This window comes from Burkholderia sp. KCJ3K979 (assembly GCF_016759955.1).
Lineage (GTDB): Bacteria > Pseudomonadota > Gammaproteobacteria > Burkholderiales > Burkholderiaceae > Burkholderia > Burkholderia orbicola.
Genome location: NZ_JACFYV010000132.1, coordinates 1 through 18,624, shown reverse-complemented (window position 1 = coordinate 18,624; position 18,624 = coordinate 1). Strand labels below are relative to the sequence as shown.

The 18,624-nt window shown below is 68.1% G+C and carries 19 protein-coding genes, 1 pseudogene and 1 riboswitch; of the genes and pseudogenes, 15 read left to right on the top strand and 5 right to left on the bottom strand.

Features of this window, described 5'->3' with window-relative positions:
- From H3O04_RS36240 to H3O04_RS23770, 8 genes are all read left to right on the top strand, one after another.
- The coding region (locus tag H3O04_RS36240; protein WP_237666399.1) for a hypothetical protein at window positions 1–273 on the top strand (273 nt) is incomplete at its 5' end.
- A 510-nt stretch (window positions 274–783) separates the two neighbouring features.
- On the top strand, window positions 784–1,809 hold the full coding sequence (locus H3O04_RS23800) for a LacI family DNA-binding transcriptional regulator (protein WP_124478571.1): 1,026 nt from the start codon (window positions 784–786) through the stop codon (window positions 1,807–1,809).
- A gap of 85 nt (window positions 1,810–1,894) precedes the next feature.
- Window positions 1,895–2,923, top strand: coding sequence for an ABC transporter substrate-binding protein (locus H3O04_RS23795; protein WP_202588567.1), 1,029 nt, complete (start codon window positions 1,895–1,897; stop codon window positions 2,921–2,923).
- Between the two features lie 17 nt (window positions 2,924–2,940).
- Entirely contained in the window at window positions 2,941–3,765 is an 825-nt protein-coding gene (locus tag H3O04_RS23790) for an ABC transporter permease (protein ID WP_202588566.1), read from the top strand.
- 10 nt (window positions 3,766–3,775) lie between these two features.
- Complete coding sequence (locus H3O04_RS23785; RefSeq protein WP_202588565.1) at window positions 3,776–4,678, top strand: ABC transporter permease; 903 nt, start codon at window positions 3,776–3,778, stop codon at window positions 4,676–4,678.
- Between the two features lie 13 nt (window positions 4,679–4,691).
- Window positions 4,692–5,723, top strand: a complete 1,032-nt coding sequence (locus H3O04_RS23780; protein WP_077218921.1) for an ABC transporter ATP-binding protein — start codon at window positions 4,692–4,694, stop codon at window positions 5,721–5,723.
- A gap of 82 nt (window positions 5,724–5,805) precedes the next feature.
- Complete coding sequence (locus H3O04_RS23775) at window positions 5,806–6,630, top strand: phosphodiesterase (protein ID WP_202588564.1); 825 nt, start codon at window positions 5,806–5,808, stop codon at window positions 6,628–6,630.
- A gap of 178 nt (window positions 6,631–6,808) precedes the next feature.
- On the top strand, window positions 6,809–8,008 hold the full coding sequence (locus H3O04_RS23770) for an MFS transporter (RefSeq protein ID WP_074800447.1): 1,200 nt from the start codon (window positions 6,809–6,811) through the stop codon (window positions 8,006–8,008).
- A 21-nt stretch (window positions 8,009–8,029) separates the two neighbouring features.
- On the opposite strand, the gene H3O04_RS23765 is transcribed toward H3O04_RS23770, so the two are convergent.
- Window positions 8,030–9,232 (bottom strand): EamA family transporter, encoded by a 1,203-nt coding sequence (locus tag H3O04_RS23765; RefSeq protein WP_202588563.1) that lies wholly within the window; start codon window positions 9,230–9,232, stop codon window positions 8,030–8,032.
- A gap of 510 nt (window positions 9,233–9,742) precedes the next feature.
- Between H3O04_RS23765 and H3O04_RS23760 the strand changes: the two genes are divergently transcribed.
- Both H3O04_RS23760 and H3O04_RS23755 read left to right on the top strand, forming a co-directional pair.
- On the top strand, window positions 9,743–10,096 hold the full coding sequence (locus tag H3O04_RS23760) for a type II toxin-antitoxin system RelE/ParE family toxin (protein WP_202588562.1): 354 nt from the start codon (window positions 9,743–9,745) through the stop codon (window positions 10,094–10,096).
- A complete protein-coding gene (locus H3O04_RS23755) occupies window positions 10,093–10,374 on the top strand; it encodes a helix-turn-helix domain-containing protein (protein ID WP_011545024.1) in 282 nt (93 codons plus the stop codon). Before H3O04_RS23760 ends, H3O04_RS23755 begins: the two co-directional genes overlap by 4 nt.
- Before the next feature lie 34 nt (window positions 10,375–10,408).
- Here H3O04_RS23755 and H3O04_RS23750 read toward each other — a convergent pair whose 3' ends face one another.
- The 3 genes from H3O04_RS23750 to H3O04_RS23740 all read right to left on the bottom strand — a co-directional run bounded on the left by H3O04_RS23750 (window position 10,409) and on the right by H3O04_RS23740 (window position 12,176).
- A complete protein-coding gene (locus H3O04_RS23750; RefSeq protein ID WP_200161076.1) occupies window positions 10,409–11,197 on the bottom strand; it encodes a molybdopterin-dependent oxidoreductase in 789 nt (262 codons plus the stop codon).
- A 27-nt stretch (window positions 11,198–11,224) separates the two neighbouring features.
- Window positions 11,225–11,857 (bottom strand): cytochrome b/b6 domain-containing protein, encoded by a 633-nt coding sequence (locus H3O04_RS23745; protein WP_027807508.1) that lies wholly within the window; start codon window positions 11,855–11,857, stop codon window positions 11,225–11,227.
- A gap of 76 nt (window positions 11,858–11,933) precedes the next feature.
- Window positions 11,934–12,176, bottom strand: a complete 243-nt coding sequence (locus H3O04_RS23740) for a pentapeptide MXKDX repeat protein (RefSeq protein ID WP_202588561.1) — start codon at window positions 12,174–12,176, stop codon at window positions 11,934–11,936.
- 270 nt (window positions 12,177–12,446) lie between these two features.
- Window positions 12,447–12,563, top strand: a riboswitch (TPP riboswitch).
- Between the two features lie 124 nt (window positions 12,564–12,687).
- Between H3O04_RS23740 and thiC the strand changes: the two genes are divergently transcribed.
- The 5 genes from thiC (at window position 12,688) to H3O04_RS23715 (ending at window position 18,445) form a co-directional block, all read left to right on the top strand.
- The gene (thiC, locus tag H3O04_RS23735; protein WP_202588560.1) at window positions 12,688–14,619 is read left to right on the top strand and encodes a phosphomethylpyrimidine synthase ThiC; all 1,932 of its coding nucleotides are present in this window, start codon (window positions 12,688–12,690) and stop codon (window positions 14,617–14,619) included.
- Window positions 14,620–14,870: 251 nt separating this feature from the next.
- Window positions 14,871–15,083, top strand: coding sequence for a glycine zipper 2TM domain-containing protein (locus H3O04_RS23730; protein WP_011545020.1), 213 nt, complete (start codon window positions 14,871–14,873; stop codon window positions 15,081–15,083).
- A 224-nt stretch (window positions 15,084–15,307) separates the two neighbouring features.
- Window positions 15,308–15,562: a hypothetical protein gene (locus tag H3O04_RS23725; RefSeq protein ID WP_201316790.1), complete on the top strand. Its 255-nt coding sequence runs from the start codon at window positions 15,308–15,310 to the stop codon at window positions 15,560–15,562.
- 144 nt (window positions 15,563–15,706) lie between these two features.
- Window positions 15,707–16,633 (top strand): DMT family transporter, encoded by a 927-nt coding sequence (locus H3O04_RS23720; RefSeq protein WP_027807505.1) that lies wholly within the window; start codon window positions 15,707–15,709, stop codon window positions 16,631–16,633.
- A 531-nt stretch (window positions 16,634–17,164) separates the two neighbouring features.
- Entirely contained in the window at window positions 17,165–18,445 is a 1,281-nt protein-coding gene (locus H3O04_RS23715; RefSeq protein ID WP_202588559.1) for a sensor domain-containing phosphodiesterase, read from the top strand.
- Window positions 18,446–18,496: 51 nt separating this feature from the next.
- Here the strand turns inward: H3O04_RS23715 and H3O04_RS23710 are convergent.
- A pseudogene (locus H3O04_RS23710) lies at window positions 18,497–18,624 on the bottom strand (alternative ribosome rescue aminoacyl-tRNA hydrolase ArfB); the annotation flags it as partial.

Below are 18,624 nucleotides of genomic sequence, written 5' to 3'. Positions count from 1 at the left end.
GTGCAGGGAAGCGCATCTCGAGTCGCGCTGGCGTGCCGCTTCATGTACCCGCGCCAAACAAAAAACCCGCGAGCGCTGCATTTCTCGCGGGTTTTTCACACCTTCATCGAATCGAATCGCATCAACGCAATCGATGGTGCCGGGGACCGGACTCGAACCGGCAAGCCAGTTAAGGCGGCGGATTTTCGTCACACTGCTTCTTTCAAAGCCGGCGTCGCGTGCGCGAACCGTTCGTGCGCTGGACTATGCCTTCACCGTCGCGCGCGGGCGTGACCGCTGCCCGTGCGCCTTAGGCGCCCCCCGTCTAGTCTCTACACCTTCCTCGCGGATGCCGCGAGGCTTGGCTCGGCGTTGCCTCGATGCGCACATCAGGGGTTTCGCCGAATTTGAAGGGTTCTGCACCGACCGTTTCCGGCCGGGCACTCAATCGTTTAAGTCCGCTATGTTTACCAATTTCATCACCCCGGCAAGAGGGCGGACGCGATTCTACCATTGCTTGCGCATGCGTTCCCTCATTCCGCCGCGCCGCATCGAGACACCGGCCGTCGTCGCACCGCTTGCTCCCTCGCATTCGACGCCGATACCACACCGACGCCACTGGGCCGACGATTTCATCCCGCGCCGCCACCTCCGCCGATACAATCGACCGCGCGTCGTTCGCCGGCCTCAACCGCCTGACGTTTGTGTCGTGCCTTTCGCGAAACAAGCGTCGCGCGCGTCATCGCGAAGTCACAAACGTTTTCGATAATTCCCCGGCCGAAAACGTTTACATCGCATGACTTCATGACCTCGACCATCAAGGACGTCGCTGCCCTCGCGGGCTTCTCGATCGCCACCGTTTCGCGTGCGATCAACGCGCCGCATACCGTCAGCCCCGCCACGCTGCAGACGATCCGCACCGCCATCGACACGCTGCAGTTCCGCCCGAGCCCGCTCGGCCGGCAACTGCGCGGCGAGCGCACGCGGCTCGTCGGCGTCGTCGTGCCGACGCTGTCGAACCCGGTGTTCGCAGACTGCCTGCAAGGCATCGACGCGCTCGCGACCGCGGCCGGTTTCAAGCTGATCCTGATGACGACCGAATACGACGCCGCGCGCGAGCGCCATGCGATCGAAACGCTGCGCGAGCAGCGCGTCGAAGGGCTGATCCTCACCGTCGCCGATGCGGATACGCACCCGCTGCTCGACATGCTCGATCGCGACGGCCCGCATTACGTGCTGATGCACAACGACACGCAGCGCCGTCCGTCGGTGTCGGTCGACAACCGCCGCGCCGCCTATGACGGCGTGCGGTTGCTGACCGCGCGCGGTCACCGCCGCGTGCTGATGCTGGCCGGTTCGCTCGCCGCGTCGGATCGCGCGCGCCAGCGTCATCTCGGTTATGCGCAGGCACTCGAGGAAAGCGGCGTGGCGCCGCTGCCGCCCGTCGAAGTCGACTTCAACGCGCCCGAGTTGCCCGACGCGGTGCTCGCGCATCTCACCGCGCACGCCACGCGGCCGACGGCCCTCTTCTGCAGCAACGACCTGCTCGCGATGGTGGTGATGCGCGGCCTGCGCCGCGCGGGTTTCTCGATTCCCGACGACCTGTCGGTGCTCGGCTTCGACGGGATCGCGATCGGCGAGCTGCTCGCGCCGCCGCTCGCGAGCGTCACGACGCCGAACCGCGACATCGGCCGCCACGCGTGGCAGCGTCTCGTCGAATGCATCGGCGGTGCGGCGATCGACCGCACGTCGACGATCCTGCCGCATGCGGTACGCGACGGCGCGACGATTGCACCGCCGGCCGCCGACCTGCAACTGCGCAAGGCCTGAGCGCCGAACGCACGCGCCGCACGGCCACGCACACACCCATAACCACACCACCCCAGCGCCACACCCACTCGCCCGGAGATTCACCGTGTCCTTTCGCCTGACCTCGCTGCTGCGCGCGCTTGCCGCGCCACTCGCCTTCGCCGCGCTCGTCGCCGGCGCCCCCGCGGCCCACGCCGACGAAACGGCGATCTGCTACAACTGCCCGCCCGAATGGGCCGACTGGGCCGCGCAGATCGCGGCGATCAAGCAGAGGACCGGCATCCGCGTGCCGTTCGACAACAAGAACTCGGGCCAGTCGATCGCGCAGTTGATCGCCGAGCAGAAGAGCCCGGTGGCCGACGTCGTCTACCTCGGCGTGTCGTCGGCGTTCCAGGCGAAGGACAAGGGCGTGATCGCGCCGTACAAGCCCGCGCACTGGAACGACATTCCCGCGAACCTGAAGGACCCGCAAGGCTACTGGTTCGCGATCCACTCGGGCACGCTCGGCTTCTTCGTGAACAAGGACGCGCTCGACGGCAAGCCGGTGCCGCATTCGTGGGCCGACCTGCTGAAGCCCGAATACAAGGGCATGGTCGGCTATCTCGATCCGTCGAGCGCATTCGTCGGCTACGCGGGCGCGGTCGCCGTCAACCAGGCGCTCGGCGGCAGCCTCGACAACTTCAAGCCTGGCCTCGACTGGTTCCGCAAGCTGAAGGCGAACGCGCCGATCGTGCCGAAGCAGACGGCCTATGCACGCGTGCTGTCCGGCGAGATTCCGATCCTGCTCGACTACGACTTCGACGCGTATCGCGCGAAATACAAGGACAACGCGAACGTCGAATTCGTGATCCCGAACGAAGGCACGATCGCGGTGCCGTACGTGATGAGCCTCGTGAAGAGCGCGCCGCACGATGCGAACGGCAAGAAGGTGCTCGATTTCGTGCTGTCGGACGAAGGCCAGAAGCTGTGGGCCAACGCCTACCTGCGTCCGGTGCGCGCGCAGGCGCTCGGCGCCGATATCGCCGCGAAGTTCCTGCCGGCCAGCGAATACGCGCGGGCAAAATCGGTCGACTTCGGCAAGATGGCGGCCGGCCAGCAGGCGTTCGGCCAGCAGTACCTGCAGGTGATGCAGTAAGCGGCCGGCCCCACGTCATGCTCGACCTGACTTTTCCGCTGCGCTGGCGCGTCGCGCTCGTCGCGCCGGCGCTGGCGGTATTCGCCGCGTTCTGGCTGCTGCCGATGGCGTCGCTCGTGCAGGTGTCCGCCGATGGCGCCTTCTTCTCGCACTACGCGGCGCTGCTCGGCAATGCGCGCTACATGAAGAGCCTCGGCGATACGGTGGCGCTGTCCGCGGGCGTCACGCTCGCGACGCTCGCGCTGTCGACCATCTCGGGCCTGCTGCTCGCGCGCCGCGAATTCGCCGGCAAGCGCGTGCTGCTCGCGCTGCTGACGTTTCCGCTCGCGTTCCCGGGTGTCGTCGTCGGCTTCATGGTGATCATGCTCGCCGGACGCCAGGGGCTGATCGGCATCGTGTCGACGAAGCTCACCGGCGACAAGTTCGTATTCGCGTATTCGGTGGCGGGCCTGTTCATCGGCTACCTGTACTTCTCGATTCCGCGCGTGATCGTCACCGTGATCGCGGCCGCGTCGAAGCTCGACGCGTCGCTCGAGGAAGCCGCGCGTTCGCTCGGCGCGTCGCCGTGGCGCATCTTCGTCGACATCGTGCTGCCCGCGCTCACGCCGGGCCTGATCGCGGCCGGCGCGATCTGCTTCGCGACCGCGATGGGCGCGTTCGGCACCGCGTTCACGCTCGCCACCGACCTGAACGTGCTGCCGATGACGATCTATACCGAGTTCACGCTGAACGCGAACATCGCGACGGCGGCCGGCCTGTCGATCGTGCTCGGCGTCGTCACCTGGGCCGTGCTCGCGCTCGCGCGCCGCTTCACCGGTCACACCGCCGCCGCTGCGGCCTGAGGATTTACGCATGCAATCGCTTTCCGGCTCTTCCGCGCCCTCCCCGGCACCTGTGCCGGCTTCCCTGCCAGCGAAACCTGCCGCCCGGCATGCGCCGCGCGTCGCCGGCGCGCGCGCGATCGCCGCGCTGCAATGGGGCGTCACGCTGCTGCTGTGCGCGTTCCTGATCGTGCCCGTCGTGATGTCGGTGCTCGCGGGGCTGACCGTCAACTATTTCCGCGGCCTGTCGAGCGGCCTCACGCTGCGCTGGCTCGAGCAGGTGTGGCAGCAGTATCACGGCTCGGTCGCGCTGTCGCTCTACGTCGCGTTCTCGACGCTCGCGATCGTGCTCGCGGTCGGCGTGCCGGCCGGCTATGCGCTCGCGCGCAGCAAGAGCCGCATCGCGCGGGCGATCGAGGAAGGGCTCGTGCTGCCGGTCGCGCTGCCGGGGCTGGCTTCGGCGCTCGCGCTGCTGGTCGTGTACGGCGGCTTCACCGCGTTCCGGATGAGCCTGTGGTTCATCGTCGTCGGTCACGTCGTGTTTACGCTGCCATTCATGGTGCGCGCGGTCGCGGCCGTCGCGGCCGGCGCCGACCTGCGCACGCTCGAGGAAGGCGCGGCGAGCCTCGGCGCATCGTTCGTCACGCGCTTCGTCACGATCGTGCTGCCGAACCTGCGGCCCGGCATCGTCGCCGGTGCGCTCGCGGTGCTCACGCTGTCGATCGGCGAATTCAACCTCACATGGATGCTGCATACGCCCGACACCAAGACGCTGCCGGTCGGGCTTGCCGATACGTATGCGTCGCTGCGCCTCGAAGTCGGCAGCGCGTACACGATCCTGTTCCTGCTGATGACGCTGCCGCTGCTCGTCGCGATGCAGTGGCTCGGCGTCGATCCGTCCGGTACGCGTGCGCTCAAGAAGCGCCCGCGCTGAATTTTTCGCAGACATGAAACTCGATTCCACCCCCATCACCCTGACCGGCTGCGCGAAGACGTTCCGCGGCACGCGCGTGCTCGAACCGCTCGACCTGTCGATCGGCGCCGGCGAAACGCTCGTGCTGCTCGGGCCGTCCGGCTGCGGCAAGACGACCACGCTGCGCCTGATCGCCGGCCTCGACACGCCGGATGCCGGCGGCACGATCGCATTCGGCGACGACGACGTCACCGCGCTGCCGATCGAGCGCCGGCAAGTCGGCATGGTGTTCCAGAACTACGCGCTGTTTCCGAACCTGACGGTGCGCGGCAACGTCGGCTACGGGCTGAAGATCCGCAAGACCGAGCCGCGTGCGCTGCGCGAACGCGTCGACGAACTGCTCGCGATGATGCGGCTCGACGCGCATGCGGACAAACCGGTCGATCAACTGTCGGGCGGCCAGCGTCAGCGCGTCGCGCTGGCGCGCGCGCTCGCGGTGCGGCCGCGCGTGCTGCTGCTCGACGAACCGCTGACCGCGCTCGACGCGAAGCTGCGCGACGTGCTGCGCCGCGACATGAACGCGCTGCTGCGCGAACTCGGCGTGACGACCGTCTACGTCACGCACGACCAGGCCGAAGCGATGGAACTTGGCGACCGGATCGTCGTGATGGGCGCGGGCCGCATCGAGCAAATCGGCACGCCGCGCGAGATCTACTACCACCCCGCGAACCGCACGGTCGCGCAGTTCATCGGCACGCTGAACCGGCTGGCGGGCCAGTGGCGCGACGGCGCGCTCGCAACGACGGGCGGCGCGATCGTCACGCCGCACGCGGCCGACGAATGGTTCTTCCGCCCCGAGGACGCGCAGCTCGCCGATCCCGCGCATGCGCCGCTGCGCGGCGCGGTCGGCGCGTGTGCGTTCCTCGGCGAACGCACGCGGCTCACGATCGAGCATGCGGCACCCGACGCGCTCGTGATCGACGTGCCGGGCCGCATCGCGCTTGCGCGCGGCACGGCGGTCGGCCTCACGATCGCGCCGGAAGGCCTGATCGCGCTCGGCGCGTAAACCGTCGATCGGGCATCATGCCTGCAGCCCCCACGGCGGCGCACGCCGCCGCGACAACAACCAGAGATTCCGAGGAACGACGATGCTGCTTGCTCAAATCAGCGATCTCCACATCAAGCGGCCGGGCCAGCTCGCGTACCGGCGCGTCGACACGGCGGCCGCGCTCGCGCGCTGCGTCGAGAAACTGAACGCACTCGTGCCGCGCCCGGACGCCGTACTCGTCACCGGCGACCTGACCGACTTCGGCCACGACGAAGAGTACGGCAACCTGCGCGGGCTGCTCGCGGCGCTCGAGATTCCGTATTACCTGATGATCGGCAATCACGACAACCGCGCGGGGCTGCGCCGCGCGTTCGCGGATCGCGCCGAGCTGCAGGACGGCGAATTCGTGCAGTACGCGCTCGATGTCGGCGCGGTGCGCGTGCTCGCGCTCGATTCGCAGGTGCCGGGCGCGAGCCACGGCGACCTGTGCGACGCCCGGCTCGCGTGGCTTGCCGCGCAGCTCGACGCCGCGCGCGACCGCCCGGTGATCGTCGCGCTGCATCACCCGCCGTTCGTGTCGGGCATTGGCCACATGGACAAGCTGCGTCTCGCGCCCGCCGCCGCCGCGAAACTCGATGCGCTGCTGCGCGGTCATCCGAACGTCGAGCGCGTGCTGTGCGGTCATGTGCACCGCACGATGTTCACCCGCTTCGGCGGCACGCTCGCGGCTGCGGTGCCGTCGCCCGCGCACCAGGTCGCGTTCGACCTGCGGACCGATGCGCCGTCCGCATTCCGGCTCGAACCGCCGGCGTTCGCAGTCCATCACCATGCGCCCGATACGGGGATGACATCGCATCACGTCTATGTGGACGAAGGCGCGGGGCCGTATCCGTTCTACGAGCCGACGGGCGAGCTGGTCGACTGACGATGTGACGCGCGTGCCGTGACGACCGGCGGCCGGCTGGTTGTCCGGTTATGCCGGCTCGCCGCCGGCAGGATTCACGTTGCTCCGGTATGATCGGCAGCCTCGACCGGCGCCCGGCCTGCCTGCGCACCCGACGCGTGCGCCGCCTGCCGCGCCGCCCAACTTCGTGCCCGCCGCCATGTCCACCACCTCCACCGACCGTCCGACCGACGCCGCCTCGCCCCACTACTCGCGCAGCCTGCTGTTGCTGCTCGCGACGATCGCAGGCGTATCGGTCGCGAACATCTACTACAACCAGCCGCTGCTCGACAGCTTCCGCGCGTCCTTTCCGGACGGCGCCTCGTGGATCGGCGCGGTACCGACCGCGACGCAGCTCGGCTATGCGGCCGGCATGTTCCTGCTCGCGCCGCTCGGCGACCGCTTCGATCGCCGCGGCCTGATCCTGCTGCAGATCGCCGGCCTGTCGATCGCGCTGATCGTGGCGGCCACCGCGCCGTCGCTCGTCGTCCTCGCGGTCGCGAGCCTCGCGATCGGCATCCTCGCGACCATCGCGCAGCAGGCCGTGCCGTTCGCCGCCGAAATCGCGCCGCCGGCCGAACGCGGCCACGCGGTCGGCACCGTGATGAGCGGCCTGCTGCTCGGCATCCTGCTCGCGCGTACCGCCGCCGGCTTCATCGCCGAGTATTTCGGCTGGCGGGCGGTGTTCGCCGCATCCGTCGCGGCGCTCGTCGCGCTCGCCGTCGTGATCGTGCTGCGGCTGCCGCGCAGCTCGCCGACGTCGACGCTGTCGTACGGCAAGCTGCTCGGCTCGATGTGGGATCTGGCCGTGGAGCTGCGCGGGCTGCGCGAGGCATCGCTCACGGGTGCCGCGCTGTTCGCGGCGTTCAGCGCATTCTGGCCGGTGCTCACGCTGCTGCTCGCCGGCGCGCCGTTCCATCTCGGCCCGCAGGCAGCCGGCCTGTTCGGGATCGTCGGGGCCGCGGGCGCGCTCGCCGCACCGTATGCGGGCCGCTCCGCGGACACGCGCGGCCCGCGCGCGGTCATCTCGCTCGCGATCGTGCTGCTCGCGCTGTCGTTCGTGATCTTCGCGCTGTCGGGGTCGAGCCTCGTCGGGCTCGTGATCGGCGTGATCGTGCTCGACGTGGGCGTACAGGCCGCGCAGATCTCGAACCAGTCGCGCATCTATGCGCTGAAGCCGGAGGCGCGCAGCCGCGTGAACACGGTGTACATGGTGTGCTATTTCATCGGCGGCGCGCTCGGCTCGTCGGCCGGCGTCGCCGCATGGCGCGCGTTCGGCTGGATCGGCATGTGCGCGGCCGGGCTGCTGTTTACCGCACTCGCCGGCTGGTCCCACCATCGCGGCGGCCGGCGCGGCTGAGCGCGACCGGCCAGCGCGACGTCACGCGTCGGTGCGCGAAACGGCCGGCTCGGTGGCGGCGGGCGGCGTCGCGAACGCCGGGGCGGGCTCGATCACCGCGGCCGGGTCCATCACGGCCGCAGGCGTCGGCACCGCGAGCGGGACGGCGGAAGGCGCGAGGATGGGCGGCGCATCCGGCGTCGCGATCTGCTCGACGACGGGCGAAGCGTCCACCGTCACCGCCTGCTCGGCCGCCACGACCGGCGAACTGGCAGCGGTAGCCTGAGCCGGAGCGGTGGCCGTAGTGGCCGCGGGCCGGCGCGCCGGATCGAACACGAACGACAACCCGACGCTGCCGAGGATCGCGACGGTCGCGACCACGGTCGCCATCGTCACCGGTTCGCCCAGCAGCAGCGCGCCCAGCGCGACCGCGACGATCGGGTTCACGTACATGCAGCTGCTCGCGATGATCGGGCTCGTGTGGCGGATCAGGTAGCCGTACGCGACGTACGCGGCCATCGTGCAGAACACCATCAGGTACACGAACGCGAACACGGACCCGACGGCCAGCTGTTCGACGCGTTCGCCGAGCAGCCACGCGACGATCGTCGACATCAGCCCGCCGAGGCCGATCTGCAGCGACGTCGACAGGAACAGGTCGGACGGCAACTTGAGCCGTGTCGCGAGATGCGCGCCGCCCGCCCAGAACAGCGCGCCGGCCAGCACGCAGATCGTGCCGAGCGCCGAGTTCGCGGCGGCCGCGCCGCCCGAATTCAGCACGACGATGCCGACCATCCCGAGCGCGACGGCCGCCCATTCGCCCTTCGTCACCGGCCGCCCGGCCACCGCCGCGATCACGGTCGCGAACAGCGGCACCGTGGCCACCATCACCGCGGCCGAACCGCTGCTGACGGTGCGCATGCCGAGCGCGATCGTGCCGGACGACAGCGCGACGAGCATCGTGCCGACGATCGCCGAGTTGCGGATTTCCAGCAGCGTCGGCCATTCGGGCTTGCGCCGCAACGCGAAGATGAACAGGCCGATCCCGCCGAGCAGGTTGCGCAACCCCGACAGCAGCAGCGGCGGGAACGACTGCAGCGCGAAATGCAGCCCGCTGTAGGTCGAACCCCAGACGAAATAGATGAAGACGAGCGCCAGCGCCACGCGGCCGCCGCGGCTTTGCGGCAGGCGAATCCGGAACGAAAAGCGGGCGAGGAAATCGAGGAGGCGGTCGAGCGGCGTCATCGCGCCACCCGCCCGCACGTCACGCCGCGTGCTCCGCTGAAAGACGCCGGCGATGCCGGCAAACGGTCCACGCAGGACCGGGAAGGCAGAGCGAACGTGCGGAACGACATGGCAGTGCGAACGGCGACGAAAGAGAACCGGCAAGCGGCGGCAAAGGGACAAAAACGGGGCAAAAAAAACGTGCGCAACCGCGTCGGCTGCACACGCTCGGCATTATGGCATCAAGGATTCGAAAGCATCGTCGGACCTGTCTGAAAGATATCGACTGATGTTTCGGCGCGACATTTTTCGCGCGACGGACCGGTGAAATCCGGGGCCGGATATGCAATGGGGGAATCGCTGGCGTGTGGGCGACACGCCTGCGCCACCCTTCGCAACCCTTGATCCAGCATCGGCCTGACGGCCAGTTTGTGCATCGGTGCGCCGTGACGCGCCTATCGTGACGGACGGCGCGCGCCCCTGGCGGCGCCCGCAGCTTCTTTCCGCCACCTGCACAGCCCATACAAAATTTTGTATAATCCAGACATTCTTCCGCCGAAGCCCGTCGTTTTCGTCGGCAGCGCGCTGGCCGATCTCCGCGGCTTTCCGTTGCCTGCGCGACGCGAAGCCGGCCACCAGATCGACCAGGTGCAGCGCGGCCTCGCACCCGACGACTGGAAACCGATGCGCACGATCGGCGTCGGCGTGCGGGAAATTCGCCTGCGCGATGCGAGCGGCGCATTCCGGGTCGTCTACGTCGCGACTTTCGCCGAGGCCGTCTACGTCCTGCATTGCTTCCGCAAGCAATCGACGCGCACGAACAAGACCGATATCGACCTCGCCGTCCGCCGCTATCGGACGCTGATGATGGAGTTGAAACGATGACCAATGAACGCTACGCGAACGTCTGGGACGCAATCGAAAGCGAGCCGGCGGAAGCCGCGAACATGAAGCTGCGCTCCGAACTGATGATCGCGCTCAAGCAGCGCATCGCGCGGCTCGAACTGAGTCAGGCCGAGGCCGCGAAGCAGCTGGGCGTCACGCAGCCGCGCGTCTCCGACCTGATGCGCGGCAAGATCAACCTGTTCGGGCTCGACGCGCTCGTGAACATGGCCTCGGCAGTCGGCCTGCGCGTCGATCTCCAGGTGCGCGAATCCGTATGACGCGTGCGCACGCCGTGCACGCCGCGCGCACCGCTCACGAGCCGCCGAACCAGTTGTAGCCCTGATCGACCCAGTAGCCGCCCGGGAACGTATCCGTCACGAAAATTTCCATGATGTGCTTCGGGTTCTTGTAGCCGAGCTTGGTCGGCATCCGCAGCTTCATCGGAAACCCGTATTCCGGCGGCAGCTGGCGGCCGTCGTAATCGAATGCGAGCAGCGTCTGCGGATGCAGCGCGGTCGGCATGTCGATGCTTTCGTAGTAGTCGTCCGCGCACTTGAAGCCGACGTATTTCGCGTGCGTATCGGCGCCGGCGCGCGCGAGGAATGCGCCGAACGGCGTGCCGCCCCAGCGGCCGATCGCACTCCACCCTTCCACGCAGATATGCCGCGTGATCTGTTCCGCGTGCGGCAGCGCGCGAAGCTCGTCGAGCGTCCACACGCGCTTGCCCGTTACACGGCCCGACAGCACGAGCCGGTAGGTCGACTCGTCGACGTGCCGCACTTCGTCGATCCCGTAGTACGCGTTGAACGGAAACGGCCGCGTGATATCGGCTTCGGTGTAGGTCGGCGCGAGCCGGTCGGGATTGAACAGCCACGCCTGCACGCGATCGTTCATGCGCGACACTTTCTCGAGGAACGTGTTGACCGACGCGTCGTCCTGCAGCGTGCAGCCGGTCAGCATCGCGAGGCCGCCGAGCGTCAGCACGCGCCGGTTGAAGAGCCGTCGCGACGGCATCTCGAGCTCGCGGCGCACGTCGAGCTCGAGCGATTTCCGGTCGAGCGTCCAGCGCGGCGCGGCGCGGTTTTTTTCGGATTCCGACATGATGAGTTCCTTCGCCCGCGAAGCGGGTCATCGACCGCGCAGCATCGCGAGCAGCGAGCGCGGCACCAGCAACGCCATCGCGACATGAACGACGACGAATGCGACCAGCAGCGCCATCGCCCAGAAGTGCACGATACGCGCGTTGTCGTAACCGCCGAACAGCTCGCGCAGCAGCGGGAATTGCACCGATTTCCAGATCGTGAGCCCCGACAGCACCAGCACGACGAGATCGACGATCGCGGTCAGGTACGCGGCACGCTGCACCGCGTTGTAGACGCTCAGGTCGTCGTGCGACAGCCGCCCGCCGAGCGCCGCGCGCACGTCGCGCCACACCGACGCAGGCGTCACGGGCAGCAACTTGCGCGCGAAGCGCCCCGTCGCGATCGACATCGCGAGATAGAACAGCCCGTTGCCGACCAGCAGCCACATCGCCGCGAAATGCCATTGCAGCGCGCCGCCGAGCCAGCCGCCGAGCGTGATGCCGTGCGCGAACGTGAACGCCGGATAGATCGGCGACGCATCGTAGATGCGCCAGCCCGACAACGCCATCAGGATCGCCGCGAGCGCGTTGAGCCAGTGGCTCGCGCGCACCCACCGCGGATGGATCGTCGGCGCGGGCGGCGGCACGCTCGCGCGATCGGTGACAGGAACCGTTTGCATGATGAAGACTCCCGGGATGATGCAGCGGGACGCGACGTGTGCCGGTAACCGGCCGGCCGCGCCCCGCCCGCATTCGTCAGTTCGACGGGCTCATGGCGTCCTTCTTCATCGCATCCTTCTTCATCGCGTGCTTCTTCATGCCGTCCTTCTTCATCGCGCCGTCCTTGGCCATCGCATCGTCCTTGGCCATCGCGTCGTGGCCCATCGCGTCTTTCGACATCGACGTGCCGTCCTTCGACATGGCGTCATTCTGCGCATGGGCGCCCGTTGCGATCGTGGCAAGTGCGGCGACGCAGGCGGCGAGGAATACGTTTTTCATGACATCTCTCCGATACATGGGTTTGGGAGCCGAATAGACGGAGCACACCGCCGGAAATGACAGCGATGTCAAAAAAAATTCCAGACGCCGAAAATGAAGACGCGAATGCTGCACCGCCTGGCGCTATCCGGCCCGGCCGGGACGCCGTTCGGCAGTCGGGATTGCTGCGGTGCACCCTGCCCGGTTCGCCGGCCGCGATCCGGCCGCCGCCCGGCGGCATCGGCTTCGCACCCGGTTGAAACCACCGCCAAGCCGGTGTATCGTGTGCCCTTGCTAACGCGGGGGTCCTGCAATGCGTTCGGTCAAACAACCGGCATTGCGGGTGAGAAATACCCTTTGAACCTGATCTGGATAATGCCAGCGCAGGGAAGCGTACGGATTTCGCCGCCATCCTTCTGACGAAATCCGCCGCCTCACCAAGCCTCGTCTCCTGCTTAGCTCGAGCCCCACATTCGTCAAGGGCTCCGGGCAAGCGCCGCAGCGCCTGTCCGGCGCCCGCACAGGAGATTGCATGAACGCCAATCCGAAGTTTCTGTCTGCCGACGCGCACGTCGACGCCGCCGCCGTCGCGCCGCTGCCCAATTCGCGAAAGGTCTATGTAACCGGCTCGCAGCCCGACATCCGCGTGCCGATGCGCGAGATCACGCAGGCCGACACCCCGACCGGCTTCGGCGGCGAGAAGAATCCGCCGATCTACGTGTACGACACGTCGGGCCCCTACACCGATCCGGACGCGAAGATCGACATCCGCGCGGGCCTGCCCGCACTGCGCCAGCGCTGGATCGAGGCGCGCGGCGACACCGAAGTGCTCCCCGGCCTGTCGAGCCAGTACGGCCTCGAGCGCGCGGCCGATCCGGCCACGGCCGACCTGCGCTTTCCGGGCCTGCACCGCAATCCGCGCCGCGCGCAGCCCGGCAAGAACGTCACGCAGATGCACTACGCGCGTCAGGGCATCGTCACGCCGGAAATGGAATACATCGCGATCCGCGAGAACCAGCGCCGCGCCGAGTACATCGAGAGCCTGAAGTCGAGCGGCCCGAACGGCGCGAAGCTCGCCGCGATGATGGGCCGCCAGCATCCGGGCCAGGCGTTCGGCGCCGCGGCCTTCGGCGCGAACGCGCTCGCCGAGATCACGCCGGAATTCGTGCGCGACGAAGTCGCGCGCGGCCGCGCGATCATCCCGGCGAACATCAACCACCCGGAATCCGAGCCGATGATCATCGGTCGCAACTTCCTCGTGAAGATCAACGCGAACATCGGCAACTCGGCCGTCACGTCGTCGATCGGCGAGGAAGTCGACAAGATGACGTGGGCGATCCGCTGGGGCGGCGACACGGTGATGGATCTGTCGACCGGCAAGCACATCCATGAAACGCGCGAGTGGATCATCCGCAACAGCCCGGTGCCGATCGGCACGGTGCCGATCTACCAGGCGCTCGAAAAGGTCAACGGCAAGGCCGAGGACCTCACCTGGGAAATCTTCCGCGACACGCTGATCGAGCAGGCCGAGCAAGGCGTCGACTACTTCACGATCCACGCGGGCGTGCGCCTGCAGTACGTGCCGCTCACCGCGAACCGGATGACGGGCATCGTGTCGCGCGGCGGCTCGATCATGGCGAAGTGGTGCCTCGCGCATCACAAGGAAAGCTTCCTGTACGAACACTTCGAAGAGATCTGCGAGATCATGAAGGCGTACGACGTGAGCTTCTCGCTCGGCGACGGCCTGCGTCCCGGCTCGATCTACGACGCGAACGACGAAGCGCAGCTCGGCGAACTGAAGACGCTCGGCGAACTCACGCAGATCGCGTGGAAGCACGACGTGCAGGTGATGATCGAAGGCCCCGGCCACGTGCCGATGCAGTTGATCAAGGAGAACATGGATCTCCAGCTCGACTGGTGCAAGGAAGCGCCGTTCTACACGCTCGGGCCGCTCACCACCGACATCGCGCCGGGTTACGACCACATCACGTCGGGCATCGGCGCCGCGATGATCGGCTGGTTCGGCACCGCGATGCTGTGCTACGTGACGCCGAAGGAACATCTCGGCCTGCCGAACAAGGACGACGTGAAGGAAGGCATCATCACGTACAAGCTCGCCGCGCACGCCGCCGACCTCGCCAAAGGCCACCCGGGCGCGCAGGTGCGCGACAACGCGCTGTCGAAGGCGCGCTTCGAGTTCCGCTGGGAAGACCAGTTCAACATCGGTCTCGACCCGGACAAGGCGCGCGAATTCCACGACGAGACGCTGCCGAAGGATTCCGCCAAGGTCGCGCACTTCTGCTCGATGTGCGGCCCGCACTTCTGCTCGATGAAGATCACGCAGGACGTGCGCGAGTTCGCGGCGCAGCAGGGCGTGTCGGAAACCGAAGCGCTGAAGAAAGGGATGGAGGTCAAGGCGGTCGAGTTCGTGAAGACCGGCGCCGAGATCTACCACCGTCAGTAAGCGCGCGGCGAGCCGCACCGGCTCGCGTCGCGATGCACGAAGCCCGCTTTCGAGCGGGCTTTTTTGCGCGTGCCGTGTGCCTGTTGCGCATGCCGTGTGCCTGCCAATCCGGTGCGAAACAATTGATTACGAAACCGCGCGGGCCTTAACAAGTCCTTACAGCAGCGTCGCGGGACGGCGCGTAGATTGAAGTCATGCGCGGCCGCCAGCCGGTCGTGCGCCTTCCGTTCACTACCACAAGGACAACGATCATGAATTCGATTCGGCGTTTTGGGGTATGCGCTCTTCTCGTTGCGACCGTGGCCAGCCTGTCGGCCTGCGATTCGATGTCGCGACGCCAGCGCGATACGGCAATCGGTGCGGGTGTCGGCGGCGTGGCCGGCGCGGCGATCGGCGGCAACGCGCTGTCGACGCTGGGTGGCGCGGCGGCCGGCGGCATCATCGGTAACCAGGTCGGCAAGTAACGAGCGCGACATCGGCCGGTTGGGCGTCGCCCAGCTGCAGGTCGGTCGGTTCAACGGCGTTTCCGCGATGCGGAAGCGCCGTTTTCGTATGTTTCGTATGCCGTGCCGCAAAGGCGCGGCCGCGCCGCCCGGAAATGATCGGTTACCGTTTTTCATACCGTGTCATCGGTCCGCGGCCTAAGCTTGAAGCATCTGCCGATGGCCGGCTCCGCCGGAGACACATCATGAAGAGGACCTTCGTCGCCGCGGCGCTCGCGTGCACGACGCTTGCCGGCTGCTACTACCCCTACGGCTACTATCCGGGCGGCTATTACACGGCGGCGCCGGTGCCGGTACAGCCCGCGCCCGTGTATGTCGATCCGGCCCCCGCCTATTACTATCCGGCGCCGGCGTATGCGCCCGCGTGGGGCGGTTACTGGGGCCCGGCGCTGTCGCTCAATTTCGGTTTCGGCGGACGCGGCAGCTGGCGTCATCACTGATCTGAGCGGTCGTGCCGCGCGTGGCCGACTATTCCGCCGTAAGCGGCGGAATTCCCGTTTCTTGTCGTTTCATCCGATCCTGAAACGACGGTGCGGTAACGCGGTGTAAGATTCTTCGCATCCCGTCTCGCCCCGGCCCGATCGATGTCACCCAAGAACGCTTTCCTGCTGACCGTGCTCGCCGCCCTGTGGGGCGCATCCTTCCTGTTTATCCGAGTCGGCGTGGTCGATTTCGGCGTCGCGCCGCTGATGGCGCTGCGCGTGGGCATCGGCGCGCTGTTTCTCGCGGGCTTCGCGCTGACGCGCTTCAAACCCGCCGATCTGGGCGCCCGGTTGCGCCGTCATGCGTGGCCGCTGTTCGTCGTCGGCGCGCTGAATTCCGGCATCCCGTTCTGCCTGTTCGCGTTCGCCGAGCTGACGCTGTCGGCCGGCGTGACGTCGGTGATCAATGCGACCACGCCGCTGTGGGGCGCGCTGGTCGCTTACCTGTGGCTGAAGGACAAGCTGTCGCTGCCGCGCGCGCTCGGGCTCGTCATCGGATTTGCCGGCGTGCTCACGCTCGTGTGGAACCAGGTCGCGAACGCGCACGGCGACACGGGCGCCAGCGCGACCGCGCTCGCCGCGGCGGCCGCGCTCGGTGCGACGCTGCTGTACGGCATCGCGGCCAACTATACGAAACGCAAGCTCAGCGGCGTCGATCCGCTCGTCAACGCAGCCGGCAGCATGATCGGCTCGACCCTCCTGCTGCTGCCGTTCGCGATCGCGACCTGGCCGGCCGCGCCGGTCGGCGTGCACGCATGGAGCGCGGTGCTCGCCCTCGGCGTCGCGTGCACGGGCATCGCGTATTTCATCTTCTTCTACCTGATCGCGCATGTCGGGCCGGCCCGTGCGATTACCGTGACGTTCGTGATCCCGGTGTTCGGGCTGCTGTGGGGCGCGCTGTTCCTCGGCGAACACGTGTCGGCCGTGATGATCGAAGGCTGCGCGATCGTGCTCGTCGGCACCGCGCTCGCAACCGGCGTGATCAAGCGGATTCCCGGCGTCCGACCGCGCGGCGGCGAGGCGGCCTGACGATCGGCGAGCGGGGCGCACGAACTGCGGCCGGCCGCCCGTCGCCCGTCGCCCGTCGCCCGTCGCGCGACAGTACCGGTGACGACGCGACGCGGGTGTGCCGACGGGCCGCGGATCGCATCATGACGCGCGGGCATTCGCCTCATTCGTCTGACGGCGGCCGCCGCCGCCGGGATTTCCCGCATCGGCCTGCGCGTCGCGCCGCGGCGACGCACGGTCATGCCGAGGCTCTGTCTCGAGATTGTCATCTGCCGCTGGCTGCGGCGCGCTTCGTTTCGCGACGGTCATGCACCGTACGCATGCACGCGGCGCCCGTCGCCGCGCCGCCGGGCACGGGCTGGAATCGCGGTGTACCGTTTGCGTCTGGAGTTACCCTGATACGCGCGCCGCGGCAATCCCGTTACACTCGGAAAACTCATCCGCAGAAGGCGGTCTCGATGCTCCACGTTCTTTTGCGTCCGCCTGCGCATGCGGCTGCATCGGCGTGGCGATGCGCCGCCGCCCCGCCGTCCGCTGCCGGGCACCGTTGACATGAAGTCCACCCGCGACCTGTCGCTCGACGCCCTGCTCGAACGCCTCACGCCGACGCCCCAGGGCTGGCTCGCCACCTATCGCACCACGACCTTGCGCAGCGTGTTCCAGCCCGTGCTGTCGATCACGCACAAGCGCGTCGTCGGCTACGAGGCGCTGCTGCGCGTCGTCGACGACAACGGCGCGCTGGCGTCGCCCACCGCCCTGTTCGACAAGACGCGCGGCGACGCCGACGCGCTGCTGCTCGACCGGCTCGCGCGCTGCCTGCACACGGCCAACTTCGTCGCGCAGGGGATCGGCGACGGCTGGCTGTTCCTGAACGTGACGCCGCGCGTGCTGGACACGGGCCTCGTGCAGCGCGAGTTCGTCGAGGCGCTGTGCCGGCATTTCGCACTGCCGCCGAATCGCATCGTGCTCGAGGTGATCGAGCAGCCGGCGCGTGACGAAGCCGCGCTCGCCCGCACGATCGACATGATCCAGCATCGCGATTTCCTGATCGCGATCGACGATTTCGGCACCGGCTTCTCGAACTTCGACCGCGTGTGGCGGGCACGGCCCGACATCGTGAAGCTCGACCGCTCGCTCGTCGAGCGTTCGACCGGTTCGGCCGAGGATCGCCGCATCATGCATCACCTCGTGTCGATGCTGCACCAGGCCGGCGCGATGGTGCTGGCCGAAGGCGTCGAAAGCGACGACGCGCTGCAGGCGCTGATGGAAGCCGACATCGATTTCGTGCAGGGTTTCCAGTTCGGCCAGCCCGATGCATCGATCGCGCACGCGAGCGCCGCGGCCCCCGCGATGCTCGATGCCGCATGGCGGCGCTTCATCGCCCGCCGGCACACGCCGGTGGCTCCCGAGCAGCCCGGCTTCGACGCGATCGAACGGCTCGTGCTCGGCGGCGCGGCCGCGTTTTCAGCGAGCGGCAACCTGCAGGACGCCGCGCAACGCGTGTTCGCGGTGCCGGCCGCGCGTCGCGTGTTCGTCACGGACGAGACCGGCGAACAGTTCCTGCCGTCGATCGGCGCACCGCCCGACGACAGCCAGGCGAGCGTGACGCGTCTCGCGCCGCTGTTCCCGGAAACCCACAGCAACTGGTCGCGACGCCCGTATTTCCAGCGCGCGATCGCCGCCCCCGGGCGCGTCGCGCTGATGGGGCCGCACTTCTCGCTGACGGAAGGCCGCGACTGCTATACGGCCGCCGTCGCGATCCGCGCGCAGAGCCGGCTCGTCGTGTTCTGCGTCGACTTCGTGCTCGACAGCGCCGGAACCGTGATGCGGTAGCCGGCGCGCACGGCGCACGTTCGCCTGCGACCCGCACCGGCCCTTCGCTCGTCAGTCGATCACCTTCCCTCGTCCTGACTTCACCGTGCTGCGGCGCGACTTGTGCTCGAGCCGCCGTTCCTTCGACGCACGCGTCGGCCGCGTCGCGACCCGGGCACGCGGCGTGTATGCGACGCTGC

Excerpts from the sequence above, each read along its gene's own strand:
- H3O04_RS23800 (WP_124478571.1), top strand. The coding sequence starts at position 784 with ATGACCTCGACCATCAAGGACGTCGCTGCCCTCGCGGGCTTCTCGATC.
- H3O04_RS23790 (WP_202588566.1), top strand. The coding sequence starts at position 2,941 with ATGCTCGACCTGACTTTTCCGCTGCGCTGGCGCGTCGCGCTCGTCGCG.
- H3O04_RS23785 (WP_202588565.1), top strand. The coding sequence starts at position 3,776 with ATGCAATCGCTTTCCGGCTCTTCCGCGCCCTCCCCGGCACCTGTGCCG.
- H3O04_RS23780 (WP_077218921.1), top strand. The coding sequence starts at position 4,692 with ATGAAACTCGATTCCACCCCCATCACCCTGACCGGCTGCGCGAAGACG.
- H3O04_RS23775 (WP_202588564.1), top strand. The coding sequence starts at position 5,806 with ATGCTGCTTGCTCAAATCAGCGATCTCCACATCAAGCGGCCGGGCCAG.
- H3O04_RS23770 (WP_074800447.1), top strand. The coding sequence starts at position 6,809 with ATGTCCACCACCTCCACCGACCGTCCGACCGACGCCGCCTCGCCCCAC.
- H3O04_RS23765 (WP_202588563.1), bottom strand. The coding sequence starts at position 9,232 with ATGACGCCGCTCGACCGCCTCCTCGATTTCCTCGCCCGCTTTTCGTTC.
- H3O04_RS23755 (WP_011545024.1), top strand. The coding sequence starts at position 10,093 with ATGACCAATGAACGCTACGCGAACGTCTGGGACGCAATCGAAAGCGAG.
- H3O04_RS23750 (WP_200161076.1), bottom strand. The coding sequence starts at position 11,197 with ATGTCGGAATCCGAAAAAAACCGCGCCGCGCCGCGCTGGACGCTCGAC.
- H3O04_RS23745 (WP_027807508.1), bottom strand. The coding sequence starts at position 11,857 with ATGCAAACGGTTCCTGTCACCGATCGCGCGAGCGTGCCGCCGCCCGCG.
- H3O04_RS23740 (WP_202588561.1), bottom strand. The coding sequence starts at position 12,176 with ATGAAAAACGTATTCCTCGCCGCCTGCGTCGCCGCACTTGCCACGATC.
- thiC (WP_202588560.1), top strand. The coding sequence starts at position 12,688 with ATGAACGCCAATCCGAAGTTTCTGTCTGCCGACGCGCACGTCGACGCC.
- H3O04_RS23730 (WP_011545020.1), top strand. The coding sequence starts at position 14,871 with ATGAATTCGATTCGGCGTTTTGGGGTATGCGCTCTTCTCGTTGCGACC.
- H3O04_RS23725 (WP_201316790.1), top strand. The coding sequence starts at position 15,308 with ATGAAGAGGACCTTCGTCGCCGCGGCGCTCGCGTGCACGACGCTTGCC.
- H3O04_RS23720 (WP_027807505.1), top strand. The coding sequence starts at position 15,707 with ATGTCACCCAAGAACGCTTTCCTGCTGACCGTGCTCGCCGCCCTGTGG.
- H3O04_RS23715 (WP_202588559.1), top strand. The coding sequence starts at position 17,165 with ATGAAGTCCACCCGCGACCTGTCGCTCGACGCCCTGCTCGAACGCCTC.